The organism is Prolixibacteraceae bacterium (assembly GCA_019856515.1).
Lineage (GTDB): Bacteria > Bacteroidota > Bacteroidia > Bacteroidales > Prolixibacteraceae > Halosquirtibacter > Halosquirtibacter xylanolyticus.
This window is the reverse complement of sequence record CP082230.1, coordinates 2,026,943-2,047,907: the sequence shown is the minus strand read 5'-3', so window position 1 is coordinate 2,047,907 and position 20,965 is coordinate 2,026,943. Positions and strand designations below refer to the sequence as shown.

Sequence of the window (20,965 nt, the reverse complement as noted above, 5' to 3'; positions counted from 1 at the left end):
TTGTTGTTGAGATAAATGAAAGAGGGAGACTTTTCTCCCTCTTTGCGCATTATAATAATTATCTTATTAGTTTAGATTTATGGATCAACTTATTCGTGTCGTCATATATCATCACAATATATACTCCAGATGGGACAATAAGAGGCACTCTTTGTTCATCATTACTAAACAAGGTGTATCTCTTGCTTGCTACCTGTTTTCCTTGCGCATTGAAGACTTCAACTCTATATTGACCTTGCTCCGCTAAACGAATATTGAAATGGTCAATAATATTTGAAGGATAGATTACAGTATTAGCATCCATTATATTGTCTCTTTTTGACAGCTCTTCTGAGAATAGATCGCCACTCTTTGTTTTTACTTCCCCTTCGTTCATCACTTGGTTTATTGCTGCTAAGAGTGAAAAATCATTATCTGCAGGCATATCTTGTCCAATCTCCCAAATCATTACTCCTCCTAATTTGTTTTTACAATAGCGAGTTTTTTTCTTTACAAGATTTACCCCATTATAATTATACACTTTACCATTAAGTGTGATGGAATTCATTTCTGGAGTAATTACTTTACCTGCAGCTTTAGCAGTCGAAACCATCTTATTGTAGGTCATTACATTTACTTTAGGGAAAGTATAAAAAGGAACACCTGCAATGACTTTTTCTTTAGGAAGTTTGTATTTTTTCACAAACACATTCTCAGCTCTGTATATTCCACCCATTGTGTTTACATATCCCATCACATTAATAAGGTCTAACAACGGTTCGTTGCGAACAGCTGATAAGATACTAGGTTTCTGTGAGTATTCATAACTTGAGAATGCACCTGAAAGAGACAAGTTGTTTGGTGTTAGATGATTATATAGAGTTTGAAACAAGAGGTCAACCTTGTTTAAATCACTATAACTTGGGAATTCCCAATCAACATCTACACCATCAAGACCTAATTCAATACATAAATTGGTGAGATTCTCTGCAAATTTTTTAGCATTTCCATTGTCAACCAATCGTCTAAATGGCAAGGCATAATCTCCTCCGCCAATACATAGATGTGCTTTAACTCCATGGGTGTCACAATAGGAAACGACTCTTTCAATATCTGCTTGCTTTAGACCAGAGCCACCTTTCTGATGTTTAAAAATTCGTTTCCCATTCTTATCGTATTTTGAGATCTGAATTTCTCCTGTATTTGGATTTGGGAATACTGAGAAGATAACCACGTCTGTCAATAATGATACCTGTTCTTCTGATACATTCGACATTCTATAGTATGGTAAATATCCTACAATACGGTTACCTTTTCCTGTAGTAGGGGTAACTATGTCACTTTCGTATTTCGTTGTAGATGATGTTGATATTGTTCCATCCAATTGATTTCCACTTGTATCTATAACATTATATGGCATGTCGTTATCTTGCATCGTGTAGTGAACCACAAGATTACTATTTGTAGAAACTTCTTTATTATAGTTTTGTTGGATTTGATCAGAGGTTCTTGCCTTTTTCCATACACGTAGAGACCTCATGTTTGTTCCCGTCTTATCTCCAACAACATAAGTATCTCCAAGCTCTATAGATGTTGGTATGTCATGCCTACCGAAATGACAAGGAACAGCTTCACCATTAATGTAAGCATGAAACTGTGCATTCTTATAGACCCATGCAACATGCGTCCACTCACTCATCTCCGCCGTATTCTTAACCTGTCTGTAGACAGGTTTTTGACCAGCCCCATTTCCAAAAACAAGGTTAAAGCCTCCAAATTTTGGTACTTGTATCCCTAACCCTTTTCCGCCAGATAGACCAATCTTTATATAGTGTCCCCATTTATCGAGTTGAGGCTCTCGATATCTTTTACACCAAAATTCAATGGTAAATTCATCTAAAGAGGTTCCTAAACTACTTTTTAGATTAGGCATGGTTATTACTCCCTTCTTTGTACCATCAAAACGAATTGATGTTTTTGCATCAGTCTGTTGAGATTGAGCCGATACGTGACTCAAAGTAACCATGAAAATAATGAACATGTAAATTTTCTTCATAAGCATAAGTGTTTGATTTAATTAATTTAGTTCTTATGAAGTTACAACACTTTAGTAATAATGATATCTGATTCTGTTTAGAAGTTGTTTGATTTAATCCACAGTTCCTTCAATATTAAAACTATATTTTCCTTGAGAAGATGTAGTTTAAAATTACATCTTCTAATAGGCAGGTAGTTAGAGTTCTATAGTCCTCAATAAATCAACTTTTTCGGATTATTAAATAATAAGAAACACATTGTGAATAATATAAAACATCTCTAATTGTACAATTAGAGATATTTCGGGAAATGAAATCCATAAGGGAAAGTTACATTTTAAAAGAGAACTTTTCTGTAAAAAGAATCAAGCATGAGACATCACTTACAATTAACCCTTCTGCTATTTATCTGTTATTCATTTATCCCTCGAATAGCAAATGCTCAAATTTTTCCTGTACCTCAAATACATGAAATCAAGACGACTCAACTCTCGATCCAAGGTGATCGTATTGTTGTTGATGCAGCATCTTTTCAGAAATTTGCTATCCAAATTGATCGTATAAAGCAGTCACTAGGTCGTCGATTTGATAATGAATTTACTGTTACTGCTGGAACTTTCCCAGGAGAGGTTCCTGCTGTATCATTCCAAATTGCACCTAAAACGACCCTAGAACCTCAAGGGTATAAAATTGATATCAATGAAAGTGGGATTAAAGTCGTCGCTCATGATGATTATGGCCTCTACTATAGTATTCAGACTCTTGAAAAGATTTTATCAAAAGCCGATAAATCTATTTCTTGTCAAACAATTCATGATTGGCCTGATTTTGAACGAAGAGGAATCATGCTTGATATCTCAAGAGATAAGGTTCCAACGATGGAGACATTAAAACTTTTAATTGATCGTTTTGCAGCTTGGAAAATTAACGAAATTCAGCTTTATGTTGAACATACCTTTGCGTATAAGAACCATAAAGAAGTTTGGAAAGATGCATCTCCTCTTACAGTAGAAGAGGTTTTGGAACTTGACCAGTATTGCGGTGATAGAATGATCGACCTTGTTCCAAATCAAAACTCATTAGGTCATATGGGTAGGTGGCTTAAGCATTCTGACTATTTTTATTTATCAGAACGTCCAGACAGTATTGCGTCTGATAACTGGATTATAAATAAACGAAGAACTACACTATGTGCTGTTGAACCTAAATCTATATCTTTTATGGATAGTTTATATGCAGAGTATCTTCCAAATTTTACTAGTAAATATGCAAATATTGGTGGTGATGAGCCTTATGAATTAGGTTATGGAAGATCTAAAGAGATGTGTGATAAGATAGGTAAAAGCAAGGTTTATTTGAACTATATAAAGGAGGTTACACGTCGAGTTAAGCAGTATGGCAAACAACCACAGATGTGGGGAGATATTGTAACCAAACATCCTGAATTAATTCCATTGATGCCTAAAGATGTAATCTGTATGATTTGGGGATATCGTCCTAATCATCCCTATGAGAAGCAGTGTAGAAGATTTCATGACGAACAATTACCATTTTACGTTTGTCCTGGGACTAGTGGTTGGAGAACTTTTATTGGAAAGACAGAAAGAGCAAAACAGAATATCCAGAATGCAATAGTGAATGGAAAGAAGTATGGCGCATATGGAGTATTAAATACCAATTGGGGAGACAAAGGACATATGCAACCAATCAGTACAGCCTTTCCTCCATTGATCTATGGGGCAGGTATGTCATGGTGTGTCGATCATAATAAAGATGTAGATCTTGCTAAATTAACAAATGACCTGATCTATAAAGACCCTACTAATAATATGGGCGAAGGTTTACTTCAATTAACAAATGCCTATATGGGTGGCAAAGGAGAAGATCAAGCAGGGAGACCATATTTTGATATGATTGATAGAATAGATGTTTTCTTCTCAGATAAATATCGTGTGAAATTTTATGATCCAACACTTCTACCAATGATGCGCAAAGAGGTTGCAGAGGCAACAAAAAAGATTGCTGCAGCTAAGCCTACAAGTGTTGATGGTCAAATCACAAAAGATGAACTCCTCTTATCAGCAAAGCTTGCTACATGGGGATGTGAGTTAATCGAAGCAAGGTTAAAGGTGAAAGATCACTCAATAAAAAACATTCCTTTAAAAAAGAGAAAGAGAATGTCTAATCAGTTGAATGAGATTATTACTGAATTTGAAAATAACTGGGTGAAGCGCAATAGAATAGGAGGTCTGTCGGATAGTGTTGAAAGATTAGCTAGTGTTAGTCAAGAGTTAATAAAATAAATAGTTGCAATTTGAATAAGCTCAATTCTATGTAAGAAAATAGTTACATTGGGTTGGGCTTATCTTGTTTATAAACATATTGGGCTATAAATCCAAATGTCAAAAATATTTGTTTCGCATTCCTTTGTTTATTAACTTGTGAAAGTTCGAAAACAAAAATGCCTTATCTTATGATTAAAACAACTATCCAACGATCTTCATTAATCGAGTGGCTCTCTCCTCCTTGAGTCGTAATATTCAACACAACACACTAAACTTAAGACTAACAACAACACATTTAACTATATGATCCGTAACGTACTAACTATCGGAATATTAATATTAATTACATCTTTTCATGCACTCTGTCAAGAAGACTACGATTTTAACAGAATTACTGTTGAAGATGGTCTTTTATCAAATAAAGTGCGTGTAGTATACAAAGATTCATATGGATACATGTGGATTGGAACTAGTGAGGGAATTAATAAGTATGATGGTACAAAAATCCATTCGTATAAGTTTGGGTCAAAGCGTAACCATAACCTAAAAGGACGTAGGATTCTTTTCATCTTTGAAGATGATGACCATACACTATATATTGGTACCAATACAAAACTAAGTATATACAATCGAGAGAAAGATCGTTTTGAATCACTAAAAGTACCTCAGCTTAAAAAATCATTCTTTTGTTACCAGAACCTCCAAGATAAGATCTATTTCGGAAGAAGTAACCAAATAGTCATATACGATAAGGTCCATAAAACAGCTCGAACTATAGAGATTAAAATACCCCAATTCAAGGATGTTCTTTACAAGATAGAAGCTTTTAAGGATGGGGCTATTGTCGTTGTAACCAATAAGGGGGTCTGGAGGATCGCTAACGACAACTCATTGGATTTAATATCAAAACACCATGTTGTAGGACCTATTGCTTCCTTAGTTGATCATCTTGATATCCTGTGGGTTGGAAATACAGAAGAAGGGATCACTTGTCTAGATTCTAATGGAGATAAACAAAATATTGGGGTGCTTAAAGAGAATGTAGATCCTGCTAAGGTGTTTATCCAGGATTTTGGAGAAAAAGATGATGAAGTTTTCTTTACAACGGATGGTCAAGGGATTTGGATATACAATCGGTTGACAAAGAAGATTAAGAAGGTAAAACATATTAGAGGGGATCGTAATTCAATTCCTACCAATTCGCTGATTGACTTATTTATAGACAAACATGGAAATATTTTAATGGGAACTGTTCGGTTTGGGTTAATCAGCTTGCATAAAGTTAATATTAAGTCCTATACAGAAAGTCCTCGAAATAGTCATAGTGGTATTTCAACATCTACAGTTATAGATTTTTATGAAGAGTCCCCGCGTAAAGTATGGATTGGTACAGAAGGTGGTGGCCTTAATTTATTCGATCCTTTAACTGAAAGATTTGAGCATATAGAGCAGTACAATAAAGAAAAGGTTGTATCTATTTGTTCATATAAAGAGGGGTTAATACTTGTAAGCTTCTATAGGAATGGTGTACATATGTTTGATACTAAGAGTAGAAAATTCATTCCAGATAATCAGTTTCCGTGGTTGAAGAGTATCTCTAACTTATCATTATCGACACCTATTATTTTACGAAAAGATTCCAAAGGTAGAATATGGAAATTTGGTTGGAAAGTCCAATTCATTACTCCATCACAACAGATCGTGTCGATCTCAGAAAAAAATGGATGGGAAGGAGGGGCCCCTTCTCAAGTTAGTGATCTTATAGAGCTTAATGATAATGAATACCTTCTTGGAGGAATGAATGGCCTACATCATATTGATTTAGATTCGAGAAAATCGACATATCTTTTCAATCTTATGGAGAATAATATGTCTGAAAAAAGTGACAATCGATATGTATATTCAATGATTAAAAAGGACAATATAATATGGTGTGCGACAAGTATAGGTCTGATATCTTATAACCTTGAAACGAAAGAGATCAAGCATATATCTAGTTCTTTTTTTGGTTATAGTTATTGTATCGCAGATTGTGATAACGATAGTTTTTGGATCACATCTGAAAGAGGGCTATATAAATATACGATTACCAAAGATAACTTTAGGTCTTATGGTAAACCTGAAGGGAATCCATTTGTCTCCTTCTCAGGCAGACATAGTATATCTACTGAAAATGGTGACACATATCTTGGTACTATCAATGGGTTTCTACGAATTTCCCAGAATATAAATAGTAAACAAATTATTTCAAATCCGTCATTGACTATCGATCATATTATGGTTAATGGTATACCACTAGGACGAAATAAAGAGTGTAAAATAGAAAACAATCGCCTTCAATTACCTACTGATAATTCGAGTCTCCGATTAAATGTGGTTGTTGATGAGAAGAACTTCTTCCGTAAAAGGATGTATAAATATAAAATAGAAGGATTCACAGAAAACGAAATAAAGACTTCTAATCCAGAGATCAACATAACACACTTACCCCCTGGGGAATATACTCTAAATATCTACTGTAATCGAGAAGATGGAGAGTGGATTCAATGTGCTAATCAACTATCAATATTTGTTCCTGCACTTTGGTGGAAAAGGTGGTGGTTTATTCTTATCCTTATTATAGGTATCGTTGCAATATTAGCATTGATTCGTCATTATTTAATTAAACAGTCTGAGTTGATGATTGAGTTAGAGGTAGAGAGAGAGAGGAAGAGCCAAGTAAAGAAACTTAACGATGAAAAGTTGGAGTTTTTTACAAATATCTCTCATGAGCTACGAACACCACTTAGCCTTCTTTATGGTCCATTAAAACAGATATCTAAAAGGGGGGCTGCTCCTCAAGAGCTTGATTCAGAGATTAAATTAATGACAAGACAAGCAGAAAAGATGAAAACCCTCATTGATCAAGTGCTTGATATCCGCAAAATGGATGCCAATAAAGAGGTTCTTGTCGTTTCTGAGATCAATATCCAGCAGTGGATGACGAATTTTATTGAACAGTTTAGCTACGAACTGTCATCTAAGAACATTAAACTAATATTGAATTTTAATTATACTCCCATCGTATTTTGCGATACTGATAAGCTAGATAAAATATTAAGTAACTTAGTGTCAAATGCGATTAAATACTCTCCTTCAGATAGTGTTATAACAATTTCTGGTAACAAGAGAGACGAACAATTGGTAATAAGTGTTATTGATCAGGGAGTCGGAATTAAGGAAAAAGACATTGAGGCTATATTTGAACGTTTCTTTCAAGGAGAGGGACATAAAAAAGGCACGGGTATTGGTCTTGCATTCACTAAAAAGTTAGTAGAACTAATGGGTGGTGAAATAAAAGCATATAATAACACCACTGCTGGAGCTGTATTTGAATTATCTCTGCCTTTAACTCCCAATAAATATTTTATTGAAACCAATAATAAAGTAATAAAACCTTTAAATGATAAAAAGAGTGATGTAAACATACACCATATCCTAAAAGGGAAAAATATAGTGGTTGTAGAAGATGATCCTGATCTTAGAAATTTTATCACCAAAGAGTTGAAGTGCTACTGTAATGTAAAAGATGCATCTGATGGTAAAAAAGCATGGCCATTAATACTTTCCGAAAAACCGGACTTTATTATTAGTGATGTGATGATGCCTAATATGGATGGGTTTGAGTTAGTAAGTAAAGTGAGGCAAGATATCACGATCAGCCATATTCCAATTCTTCTTTTGACTGCAAAGAATGATGAACAAACCAGAATTGAGGCATATTATGGCGGTGCCGATTCATATCTTCCAAAACCATTTGGGATAGATATTCTTCTAGCACGAATGGGAAATATATTAATCAATAGGCAACGTTATCGAGAACTATTCCAACAAGGAGAGATCGTTAATATTAATGCCATTTCAACAAATAATCGAGATAAGGTATTCTTAAATCAAGTTATATCCATTATCAATGACAACATGGAAGATTCTGATTTTGATGTTACGAAATTAAATAATGAATTTGCGATGAGTCGTTCTACTTTCTATGCAAAGATAAAATCCTTGACAGACCTAGGTGTAAATGATTTTATCAAGAGTATTAAGATAAATAAAGCAACGGAACTATTGCTCCAAACAGATCTCCCTGTGGGTGAAATTGCATATAAAGTAGGATATACAAACCAGAGGTATTTTAGTACGGTATTTAAAGATATTAAACAGTGCACACCTTCTCAATTCAGGAATCAAAAATATCATACGAAGACTAAGTAGTTAATTGTAAATATTGACGTATGTTTTATTACTTGCTATGAGAGCTGTAAACTCTTATGATTCAACTTAAAATACGCCGAAATTCTTGTGATGAAGAATGCGTCATCAATTACATGTAGGTACTTAATAGTGATACCCAGTCTATTATTTAAGACATTCTAAACTTTAACTACTATTACTTCCCTCTACTGCATTTATATCTCTATTAAACTTAAGCCTGTTAACTATTATTAGTTGACGGGCTTTTGGTATTTGTACACCTTCTAGTTTTTCAACGCCACCTTCCACTTAGTCAAGAAAAATTATACTGACGTTCATTTTTAAACCAAAAATATCAAGAATTTGAACAATTGAGAACATTTAATTGATAAAAGAACAAAAACAAACATCAATAAAACAAGACAAAACCCATTTGTATTTAAATCGAAATAGTTTCGTAAACATTAAATTATAGAGTACCAAGTTGTATGAATATTCTTATTCTATGGGATATAATTTCGATTGCTTGATTGTATACATCGTTGTTAAAACAATGATGTATTGGTTGAATAACGAATCGTATTATGTGGAAATAACAATCTTCAGATACTATTTACAAGATGAAATAAAACAAACATTTATCATATAATATTAACAGATTGACAACACAAAATTTAAAAGAAAATGAAGAGAGGGATGATGGACATAGGAAATTAAAAAAACTTAAAGTTCAAACATATATTCTATTTATCATCCTTTTCATACAAATAGTAGTTTTTATTTTCGTTGTTTTATAATAACAAATACTCCAATAAAATGAAAAAACTGAAGATGATCGCAGAAGGACTACTTCTGACCACTTTACTCTCATCATGTCATGCTGAGGTGAAAAAAGAGGTGAAGCAGCCGAATATTATTTTTATCATGAGTGATGATCATGCATTTCAGGCAATCGGTGCTTATGGTCATAATATTAATCAAACTCCGAATATAGATCGAATTGCAAACGAAGGTGTTCTGTTCACTCATGGATATGTTAACAACTCTATATGTGCTCCCAGTCGAGCAGCGATGTTGACAGGAAAGCATAGCTTCAAGAATGGTAAGGTCGATAATGTACTTCCTTTCAACTGGGATCAGAATAATGTGGCAAAGGAACTTCAAAAGTCAGGCTATGAAACGGCTTTAATTGGAAAGATTCACTTAAATGGTCTACCACAAGGTTTTAATTACTCTAATGTTCTAGTTGGCCAAGGTCAGTATTACAATCCTGATTTTATAGAAAATGGCAAGCCTAAAAACTACCATGGATATTGTACTGAGGTTACCACTAATCTTGCCATGGATTGGTTGAAAAATGGACGTAAGAAGGATAAACCATTCTTTTTGATGTACCATCAAAAAGCACCACATAGAACATGGATGCCTGATCTAAAATATCTAGGGAAATATGATAATCAGAATTTCGAGCTTCCTGATAACTTCTTCGATAAATATGAAGGTAAAGTTGCCGCGAAACACCATGAGATGGGAATATTCGACCATATGGACCTTGTATATGATCTTAAGGTACTAGATAAAGATGGAGATGTTCAAACCAAGTACAGAAAACATGCACAGAAGATGTACGACCGTATGGATTCTACTCAAAGAGCACAGTGGGATGCATATTACGAACCAATCATTAAAGATTTTAAGAAAAGAAATCTAAAGGGAAAAGAGCTGGCAAAATGGAAATATAACAGATATATGAAGGACTATCTAAGTACCATTCAGTCTGTTGATGATGGTGTTGGTGAACTACTAGATTATCTTGACAAGGAAGGGTTGGCAGAAAATACGATCATTGTATATACTGCTGATCAGGGTTTCTATTTGGGAGAGCATGGATGGTTTGATAAACGATTTATGTACGAAGAGTCGTTCCGTACTCCGATCATAATGAAATACCCTAAAGAGATTAAAGCTGGAACTGTAGAGGATCGACTTGTTCAGAATATTGATTTTGCACCAACATTCTTAGATTACGCAAATAGCGATATCCCTAAAGATATGCAAGGAGAGTCATTTAGATCAATTCTTAATGGTCAAAGTAAAGAGTGGAGAGATGCGTTATACTATACATATTATGAATATCCTGGAGAACATAGCGTTGAGAGACACCATGGTATTAGGACTGATAGATATAAGTTAATCCACTTCTATTACGATTCAGATACATGGGAGATGTATGATCTCGATAATGATCCGAATGAAATGCATAATTTATATGGTGATCCAACTTATGCAAACATCCAAAAGAACTTGCATATTAAACTTGATTCGATCCGTGCAAAATATGGCGATTCTGATGAGTTAGATCAACAGAATATTGAACGATATTTAGCGCATAAGAAGATCAAGAATCGTTTACAAGCAAAGAAAAAAGATTAAACTGAATACAATTCCACATATTACTAAATAGAAGAAGCGAAGCACCACAGGTCAATCTTACATGTGGTGCGATTGCTTCCCTATAATCAAATATTGGGTCTAACACACAACTCATTATCAAAGTACCACACCTTATTGTAATAGCTATGAAACATATACTTCTTCCATTACTCTTTTTTGTAATGATTTCTAATCTGTTTGCAGATGATAATTGTACAAAATCAAAAGGGAAAATTGTTGGTTATCTTCCCTCTTATAGTATGAAACACTTTACTGAAGATCAAGCGAAGAAACTGACTGATATTATTATTTTCTCTATCATTCCTGATCCATCTAATGGGAAATTTAAAGTAGCAAAAGTTAATTCAGATAAGTCTCTGATATTCCAAAATAAACATGGCCGCAACGGCCTTAGTGAGAAAGATATCAATCAAGTAGTAAAGACGTGTAAGAAATACAACGTAAAGACCCATCTATGTATCGGTGGAGGAGATGTTGCAGATGAATTTAAAGCATTGGTTGAAAACAAAAATCAAAAGAAATTCGCTAAGTATGTAACTAAATATTGCCTTGAGAAAGGAATTGATGGCGTCGATATCGATTGGGAGTTTCCAAGAGAGGATGATTTAGATGGTATCTCATCTCTATTACACGAATTATACCAAAAGCTTAATAGAAAAGGAATCACATTATCTGCTGCATTTAGTAGTAAAATATGGGCACAAAAACCGAGTGTTGAAGCTGCAGCTAGGAACATCCAATATCTCCATATGGTTAATGTAATGGGCTATGTAGACACCATGGAAGGTGTGGAAAGAGCTGAAGATATCTTTGTAAAGCAGTATAAACTCCCAAGATCAAAGATCATTGTTGGAATTCCATTCTTTACATACCCTAAGAAACAGGTAATCACTTACCGAAAAATGATTGCAAGAGCATTAGATCAAGGTACTGATATTACCCCCAATACTAACAGTGTCACGATTGACAATAAAGAACATCACTTTAATGGAGTGAATCTTGTAAAACAAAAAACTAAATATAGTATGGATAAAATGGGAGGAGTTATGATCTGGGAGCTAGGTCAAGATCTACCTGCAAACAACAAACTATCCCTCTTGAATGCGATCCACGAAGAGGTGAGTAAAAACTAAGCAAAATAAAGGTATTAAATCGCATATAGTACAGTTCGGTTAGTTAGATAGAGTACGTTTTTTAATTAGGCAAAGTCACATAATCGTGACTTTGTTTTTTTGATATATCGGGTCTGTGATGAAGTATGTCGATAACTATTTCTGCCCTATAATAGGAAATATTCATGTTCGGTAACGCTACTACTACCATATATCAAAAGAGTAGTATATGGTAATGTATTAAGAGTAATCGATGTGAAGAGTGTGAATGTGTGTTCGTGTAAGGTGAATACGAGCGGAGATCCGATTCTTGCGACGTGTATTTTATATTACTAAATCCCATTAAAAGTGTGGACTAATGAAGATGTATCTTGTATACAATCTTTAGCTATAATCTTCTTAAGCTCCATATAGTAGCTCTTGTATATAATCTTCCCAGCATCTATTATTGACACTAGGTCTGCAACTTCATCCAAACAGTCAATATGACTTGTTGTATATAGAATCGTCGTTCCATTCATCGCAAGATCTCTTAGGACATCAGACATGACTCTTTTAGTAGCAGTAGAAACACCATCTAGAGGTTCGTATAGAACTAAATAACGAGGAGAATGTACTAATGTAGCAGCAAGTTTAAGCTTTTTCTGATCATCATATGAAAACGAATCTACATACCCTTCATTCGGTAAATTTAAACTCTCTACTAGATATTCAACTTTAGCCTTTCTTATTCGGTCACTCACTCCATACATCGCTCCTAACATATCCAAATACTCATCAGAGGTCAGACGACAACAAATTGCTTCTGATAAAAAGAGAAACCCAACAAACGACCTATACTGTTCTCCTAAACTTTTAATGGTCTCTCCATCAATATATACCACGCCACTATCCGCACATGTTCTAGAACCAATAATATCAAGTAATGTGGACTTGCCAGCATCTTTATTTCCAATAATAGCATGTATCTTCCCCGTAGGGCATACCAGATCAATATTATCTATAATGCCTTTGGAAGAGCTTCTACTGGTGAGTTTTTTAATCTTAAGCATGTGTATACAGTATTTGTAAATCTATAAGATCTCAGTTAACATTTACGTTTTAGTAAAACATATATCCCCAGAACAAGTATTGGATCGATCAATATGAAACCAATAGGTAGTGTGTTCAAACATGTTATACCACATGACATGTTATGGCATAAGAGTGTCACACCAATAGAAATGAGAATAATAAAACATGAATAGATAATTTTCCCTCCTTTTTTATAATACAGATGTATTATAATCTTCAATATCATCGAGATAAAGGTGTAGGATATGTATAGTATAATGAAATTCAATATGTCATATAATGAGACACTTTGCCACAATAAAAACAACGCTATTAGTAATGAGGATACAAGTTTAAAAGGAAACCACTCCGAAGCGATATAAATATTTGTACGTTGTAATGCTGTTAGTGGGATAACTCTCAGGTGGTTAAGATCAAAGAATTTTAAGTGTAGAAACAGTGTCATCTCTAGAATTGCCAATGAAACCATCAATAACAGGGGGATAATGCCTGTTGCAGAGTATTCTGAACAACAGATTATTGCCACAAATAGAGTCATTAGGTGAAAAGAATAACCTAGCAAGAAAGACCTCCGCCTTACCATGTTCTTGTAAGAAGATTTGATTGCTGTCAAATACATAAAACACTTATTTGCTGCCACTTTCACTCTAGTTCTCAATCATGCCAATATAGATTGATATCTTTTCTATAACATTATTGTTATGAGAAAAGAGATACCCAATAGCAGTAACTAAGACAATTAGTAAACAACTAAAAATACTAATAACAGAGATAACAAATTTAAACTTTTAACAATGATAGCAAAATAATAGAAGCGTACCAAGAAGCGCAATAATTATATGACATAATAATTATTGAAGAGTCTAAAGATAAGTGTAATAAGAAATAAGAGAGAGAATCAATATGTTACATGAAGTTCTTTCCACTGCTTTGGTACTATAGGAGAAGAAGTTTGTTGAATGCCAGTGTCTGTAATCTCTAATCCATAAAATCCAAATAATACAGATTGTAATAGACCGCCTGCAGCCGTTACAAAATAAGGATTGTCTCGATCAACTGTTTCAGATAATACACCAAAAGGAGCTTTTTTATTATTGACATATGCCTTCTTGAACAACCTGTAGGCCTCTTTCTCATGCCCCAACTTGGCATAGATAATAGAGTAGATTGCATGTGTCATTGCAGGACCTTCTTTGGCGACTCTCTTTTCGTAATACTTAACATTTTGAAGCATCTCCCTTTTATTTTGCACAATACCTAAAGGAAAAGAGAGTAGATTAACATCCGCTTGCTTTATTATTTCACCCGAATATTCGCGATGCTCTTTCATTACGCCATCATCAAAAAAATGAAATGCCAGATTGTCTGCAATACGATTCCACTCTTTATCCTCAGGGAGCTCGAGTATTTTTGCAGCTTGGGTTGCTGCATTAAGTACATATTTTGCAATACCATTGGTAAATGCATTATCATCAACATTTGGGGCATATTCATCTGCACCTACAACATTTAAAATTGAGTAACTATGATCTCTATTTTCATGAGCTCGTGACACCCAGAAATCTGCTACTTTTCTTAAAACAGGATACCCACGATCTCTTAGCCACTCTTTATCTTGAGTAACACGATAGTAATTCCATATAGCCCAACCAATATCTCCTGTGATATGGTGTTCAAATGTTCCCGTTAATGCCCATGTAGGAGTCATCTCTTCACCACTATCATTGGTCTCCCATGGATACATAACCCCTGCGTAGCCATAATTGTGAGCTCTTCTTTCCGCCGCATCTACCTTATCGATTCTAAAATTAATCATAGACTTGGCAAGAGGGGGATTCATAACCAATAACACAGGATACATCCATATCTCTGCATCCCAAAAAATATGACCATCATATCCATCAGAACTTGATAGCCCCATAGGAGGGATACTCCAATCGTTTCCTTCCCGTACAAAAGAGTATAGATGATATAGAGCCAATCGAACATCTAGCTGGTCATTAATATCTCCTTTAATCTGGATATCATGCTTCCATAGCTTTTCCCATGCTCTACAGTGATCGTCTATTATTCGGTCTGTTCCATTAAGCATTGAATAGATAACAAATCTCTCAGACTCGCTCTTGGCATCCACAAAATGCTGATCTGTACAGAAAGACGATACTAAGGTGAAAGTATAGGTCTGTCCCTTCTTTAGAACTCTTTTGAAACCATATAAATTTGGATGATATGGAAAGTCTTTCGTGGTCACCTCACTCGGCTTATTGGTCGGGAAAATAAACCCCGTGGTAGTAAATGATTTCGTATCTCCGGTGATCGAACTCGCTTCACACTGGTGTAACGAAATATGCGTTTCTTCATCAATAAGTACTCTTGAGTTCATCGATGGTTTTTGCCAACAGCGATCGCTCCATCTAACCATACTTCTAACATCTAGAGTAAACTCTTTCAATGCCGTAACCTGTACTTTTATCATGGATACATAAGGCAAATTACGAGGAGTAATCAGGTCATAGGATATTTTTGCCTTTTTAGAATAATCGAAACTTGAGTTTAATATGGCACGTCTCATGTCAAGCGATTGTTCCCAGTTCGAAACATTAGCCATCTCTAGCATAACATCATCGATAGCCATTCGCAAGTTAAGAGGGTTCACTCCACTAAGTAGGCCTGTGGTCTCCTTCCCTTTTTTAAGGTCATAAACTCCACCGAGCACAACCTCTTTAGTTAGAAATAGCTCTCTTTTGGGAACAACCCCAATACATCCATTAGACAGTGTAGCTCCTGCATAAGCCTGAGATACCTCATTCGTTTTTATTATCCACCTTTCAGATGCATCTTGTGCTGATGCATTCATATGGAAAACAGTCCAAAAAATGAAACATAAAACTGATAGAAAACGATCAATACTTGACATCACTCTTCATTTTATTATTACATTATAGATGACACATTTCTACTAAAAAGGTACTCACAAAGTTACTTCTTATTAAAGTGTAGATATATTTTCCATCCCCATTTAACCCAAAATGAGAAATATAGAACCACACCAAGATATCCTGCATATTTACCTATTGCACCAAATGAAAAGCTTAATCCCCAGACAAATAGCTCAATATTATCAACGATGTTCAAGTTGATTGGTTCATTCGAAGCCTTGGAATAATGACTGATTACTACTGAAAAAAGCAACATGCCAACAATCAATGAAACCAGAATATATAGAAGTTGTTTAGGAAACTCTTTTTTATCGAATATCATATTTATGACTTTTGATGATGATACGTTTAATGATTATAATGGACATGAATATCTTATGATATTGCATGAATCAAAGATACAAATTCTAACTGTGAGAACCTCTTCTTGAATAGCGAAAACAATAGTGGAGAGATTATTTTTGCCCATGATGGATTTGCAAATTATCACAATTCCTAATTCATTATCAAATATATAAAACACAATAATACATTTGAATAATGAAATTATAATTAACTTTATTGCAGTAGAAAACAATTTTCATTTACAATTATATTAGAAGTAAAAAAAAATGTCATGAAGCATAATGACATAATTTGATCTACTCCATTTTTTCTATTGCTTTGTTATAACAATCAACGATAGAGTTGATGTGCATCACATCTCATGACGATATAAAATGAGATGTCAATTTCAGATATTAATATCATTTAGGGTTAATATACTTTGGAAGGTATCTCAAGATGAGATCCTTCTTTTTTTTGCATATACTTTCGCTGGTATACCCTAACGGTACTATAGAACCATATACATCCTGTTGAGAGAGAATGAATGAACTTTAACACTGCTGTAGCTTCTTTAAGAGTGCATTCATTTACTATAAAAAAAGGGGATATTAGATTTAAAGATCTAATATCCCCTTTTTTAGAATGCAAGAATTGACTCGTATCGTTCTACTCTTTAAGAACCATATCAATACACATCACTGATGCCATAATTAGAACCCTTTCCGCTGAGTTCTCTGCAACACGTGGGTCTATTGTAAGCATATAAGTATCAGCAGAGGTGAAAAGTTCCTTTGCCAATCCTGCCCATTTCTTAGAAACTTGTGCTAACTGAACATCCTCTTTAAGGAAAGAAAATTCCCATGAAGTCCATTTACCTTTTACCATACAAACTTCATTGTCATCTGTATCATAAACTCTGAATTTTCCACCAATGGAAAGAAGTTTTTGTTTAAGCTTACCTACTATTTGATCATTGTGATCAAGTACTTCTACCTCAGATCTCCAAAAAGTCCATTTTCTTTTTACTGTAAGTACTTTTTGACCATTGGCATCCGTTAGAACAATCTCGAAAGGAGTCATTCGTTTGTAATCCTTATTGAAACGTAAGATCTTAGCAAACCAGCCTAGATTAATCTCTCTACACTCGATAAGCATCTGATCGCTCTCAGGATCATATATATCATAATTATTGCTTGCTTTGAACATACCTGTATGTTCTTTTACAAAAAAGTTGTTTTTGTTCAGTATGGGATTCATTTTTTCATCGTTATTGATTATTGTGTAAAATTATGAAAATTAATTATTGCTCCAATAAAATATTTTAATAATGTCAATAGTTGATGGTAGAAAACTTGATTTGATTTTTTATATACAGGAGAGATAATGTCTTTTTATCGTCGAATAAGACAGTCTTTTAGCGTTGTAGTATTTATTCTTGTTCAATTTTATGTTTTATATATTAGAAGATAGACATAGGAAGAGAATCATTCATAGTCTACGTAATTTAAAGTGCTACCAACAATTTATCACTATTTAACCTTATTATCCCTATCCTCTTTTCGTGGTGTACCTAAAATCCGATCAAACATATATCTGCTCCACAGTAAAGGTCTGTTTAGTATATATTAAGATTTAATTTATGTGGAGTGAGGCGGTGTCTGTGTCATAGACCCATGCTACTCATATCATTGCCTCGTGCCGCCCATAGAATTAACTGATAGTACCCTCCTTCGTATCTTATTAGACTCACCTTCGACTCTGGTTATACCCTCCTTCGTATCTCCTTCGTCTTTTGTTCACATGTTGGTCATATATTGTTCACATATTACTCACACATCCTTCACATATCTGTGGAAAAAGGATAATCAATATATGACCAATGTATATCTATTATGTGACCAATAGTCGAAGGAGATACGAAGGAGAGTATAACCAGAGTCGAAGGTGATTCTAATGTGATACGAAGGAGTATGCTATTAGGTTGTCGTTTGGCCTCTAAACACTTCTATGCAAAGAGTTTATGCGTTGGTTATTATCATTGAGAGAAGTTGGTCATGTTTTTCTTTGGGTATACTCCATACCAGTTGGAAATCTAAGCCTATACCAATGGTTTTTGTATTACACTGTTGAAGAAGTCTATCATAAAATCCTTTACCTCTTCCCAACCTACCTCCTTGGCGATCAAAGGCTACACCGGGAATGATAATTAGATCTAATTCGTTATTGTCTAGGAGTATTTCGTTTGAAGGTTCGAATATGCCAAACGGATTATCATTATCTAGGTTTTCGTCTGAAGTGTATTTTGCGAGGTCTAGTTCAGCACCTTTCATCACGGGAAGATATATATCTTTTGTTTTTGCATATTTTCTTACAAAATCGTGTGTGTAAACCTCATCTTTTAGTGACCAATATAACAACACTTTCTTGGCATCGATAAACTCCTTCATCGATTCGAGTTTGTCAAGTACTGCTTTGCTTTTATCGTGGAGTTCTTTAGGTGGGATGTTTGCCCAGTTTTGTTTTATATACTTTCGGAGTTGTCTCTTTTCCTGTCTCAACATTTCAAGGTTCACCTTATCCTCTTTGTAACTTCGTGGATAGATATCTCTTCTAGTATCTCTGGTTTTATGGTTGTAAGGGTTCAGCTGTTTGTCCCTAGAATAGTCTGTGTCAATGGTTCCAATAATGATCTCCTCTTCTGTTTTTGATGCATGCACCAGCACCTCAGCATCTGGTGCGATAATTGAGGAGGCACCGGTGAAAGTGAGGTCGCGTTCTGTTCCGACCCTGTTGGATTGGGCGATGTAGAAGTGGTTGGAGAATGCATATGTTTTGACCATCTGTTGTGCGTGTGGCATCACAAGGTTACAGAGATGACAGACTAAATCTACTTGTCCTTGTGCCATCCATTGCCATACTTCGGGGAAAGTCCAGTCGTAGCAGATCATTAGACCTATTCGTGCCCCTTTCCAAGTTACTATTGGGCATGCTTCCTTGCCTGCGTTGAAGAACAAATTCTCTCTGGCAAAAAGGTGTGCTTTACGATAAGTTACCTCTACGCCTTGGGGAGTGATCCATAAGGCACTATTGTATCTAATCCCATCTTTTTGTTCGGCTAAACCGATGGCAATAGCTACATCATTGCTCTGTGCATATGCTTTTAGATCGTTGACTAGACCACTCTGACTAATCTCTTCTGAACTACGCTCAGCCTGTTTCTCATCGATAAAGTGATATCCTGAATTGGCAAGTTCAGGTAGTAAAATAATATCTACATGGTCTGGGATTTTGTCCAGCCATGTAGATATCTTTTCTCTGTTTGCATCAAGATCGCCTAATGTAGGTTCGCATTGAATGAGTGCAATATCTAGTTTCATTGTGTGATTTTTGTGTTTTTCATTTAGTCTCCAAAAGAGACGCCAAGATTACGGGCTTTAATTACGAGTTTGTTGTCTGGCTTAATCAGGCTTAGTTTTCCACCCACTTCAGATAGTGGGACGCCAATCAATTCGTTCTGTTGGAATGCAACCATCTTGCCGTAATCCTCATTAGCAATTAAGTCGACAGCATATGCTCCATATTGTGTTGCTAGGATTCTATCCATGGGTGTAGGACTTCCTCCTCGTTGTACATAGCCTAATTGTGTTTGACGGGTTTCTATCCCTGTCATGTCGTGAATACAGTAGGAGACATAGCTTGCAGCATTGGTGTTGTTGGGTTTTTTGATTCCTTCAGCGACCACAACAATTGCATACGGTTTTCCTCTCTCAAAACGTTTGCGTATGGTATGACAAACGGTTTCGATATCAAAGTCGATCTCTGGTAATAGAATGACATCACCTCCACCTGCTACTCCTGCATAAAGTGCGATCCATCCTGCATGGTGACCCATTACCTCTATCACCATTGCTCTTTGATGTGAGTTGGCTGTGGTATGCAGTCTGTCTATGGCGTCGGTTGCAATACTTACTGCAGAGTCGAAACCAAACGTGCGATCCGTTCCGTATACATCATTATCAATAGTCTTAGGAAGTCCAATGACATTGAGCCCTTCTTGTTGTAGTTTATTGGCTGTTTTCATGGTTCCGTTACCTCCAAGACAGACCACACAATCAAGATCGAGCTCTTTATAATTCTCTTTTATTAAAGCGACTTTATCAATAGGGTTCTCTTTGTCAATCTTAAAAGGTTTTTCCCTTGATGTACCTAATATGGTTCCTCCGAGAGTCAGTATGCCGGATAATTTAATCTCGTCTAATACTTGATAATCTTTACGAATGAGTCCACTATATCCGGCATTGAAACCAAGGACTTCCATCCCATAGTTAAGTATTGCAGTTTTTCCAATACCTCTTATGGCAGCATTTAATCCTGGACAATCCCCACCAGCTGTGAGAATACCAATTCTTTTCTTCTTTTTTCCCATATCCTAGATGTTTTTGTGTCCGAAGTGATACTTCAACATGAATGTGAAGTGCAATTCTATTGACTATATAATGATGTAACAGATGGGAATCAAAAATGAT

Annotated in this window: 11 protein-coding genes; 4 read left to right on the top strand and 7 right to left on the bottom strand. The window is 35.1% G+C overall.

All coding sequences use genetic code 11. The features are described from left to right. Positions 1 to 58 precede the first annotated feature (58 nt). Complete coding sequence (locus K5X82_07240) at positions 59 to 2,035, bottom strand: T9SS type A sorting domain-containing protein (protein ID QZT38684.1); 1,977 nt, start codon at positions 2,033 to 2,035, stop codon at positions 59 to 61. A gap of 351 nt (positions 2,036 to 2,386) precedes the next feature. Between K5X82_07240 and K5X82_07235 the strand changes: the two genes are divergently transcribed. From K5X82_07235 to K5X82_07220, 4 genes are all read left to right on the top strand, one after another. Continuing rightward, complete coding sequence (locus K5X82_07235) at positions 2,387 to 4,318, top strand: family 20 glycosylhydrolase (protein QZT38683.1); 1,932 nt, start codon at positions 2,387 to 2,389, stop codon at positions 4,316 to 4,318. 285 nt (positions 4,319 to 4,603) lie between these two features. Then, positions 4,604 to 8,554, top strand: coding sequence for a response regulator (locus K5X82_07230; GenBank protein ID QZT38682.1), 3,951 nt, complete (start codon positions 4,604 to 4,606; stop codon positions 8,552 to 8,554). A gap of 795 nt (positions 8,555 to 9,349) precedes the next feature. Beyond that, the gene (locus K5X82_07225; protein ID QZT38681.1) at positions 9,350 to 10,966 is read left to right on the top strand and encodes a sulfatase; all 1,617 of its coding nucleotides are present in this window, start codon (positions 9,350 to 9,352) and stop codon (positions 10,964 to 10,966) included. Between the two features lie 146 nt (positions 10,967 to 11,112). Next, entirely contained in the window at positions 11,113 to 12,120 is a 1,008-nt protein-coding gene (locus K5X82_07220; protein ID QZT38680.1) for a glycoside hydrolase family 18 protein, read from the top strand. 311 nt (positions 12,121 to 12,431) lie between these two features. Here the strand turns inward: K5X82_07220 and K5X82_07215 are convergent, their stop codons facing one another. The 6 genes from K5X82_07215 to K5X82_07190 all read right to left on the bottom strand — a co-directional run bounded on the left by K5X82_07215 (position 12,432) and on the right by K5X82_07190 (position 20,865). Further along, a complete protein-coding gene (locus tag K5X82_07215; GenBank protein ID QZT38679.1) occupies positions 12,432 to 13,151 on the bottom strand; it encodes an ABC transporter ATP-binding protein in 720 nt (239 codons plus the stop codon). Between the two features lie 920 nt (positions 13,152 to 14,071). After that, on the bottom strand, positions 14,072 to 16,090 hold the full coding sequence (locus K5X82_07210) for a hypothetical protein (protein QZT38678.1): 2,019 nt from the start codon (positions 16,088 to 16,090) through the stop codon (positions 14,072 to 14,074). 62 nt (positions 16,091 to 16,152) lie between these two features. Then, a complete protein-coding gene (locus K5X82_07205; GenBank protein ID QZT38677.1) occupies positions 16,153 to 16,434 on the bottom strand; it encodes a hypothetical protein in 282 nt (93 codons plus the stop codon). A 671-nt stretch (positions 16,435 to 17,105) separates the two neighbouring features. Next, positions 17,106 to 17,696 carry an LURP-one-related family protein gene (locus K5X82_07200; GenBank protein QZT38676.1) on the bottom strand — a complete coding sequence of 197 codons (591 nt, stop codon included), beginning with the start codon at positions 17,694 to 17,696 and terminating at the stop codon, positions 17,106 to 17,108. Positions 17,697 to 18,457: 761 nt separating this feature from the next. Next, positions 18,458 to 19,816: a 5-formyltetrahydrofolate cyclo-ligase gene (locus K5X82_07195; GenBank protein QZT38675.1), complete on the bottom strand. Its 1,359-nt coding sequence runs from the start codon at positions 19,814 to 19,816 to the stop codon at positions 18,458 to 18,460. A 23-nt stretch (positions 19,817 to 19,839) separates the two neighbouring features. Then, positions 19,840 to 20,865, bottom strand: coding sequence for a 6-phosphofructokinase (locus tag K5X82_07190; protein ID QZT38674.1), 1,026 nt, complete (start codon positions 20,863 to 20,865; stop codon positions 19,840 to 19,842). Positions 20,866 to 20,965 lie beyond the last annotated feature (100 nt).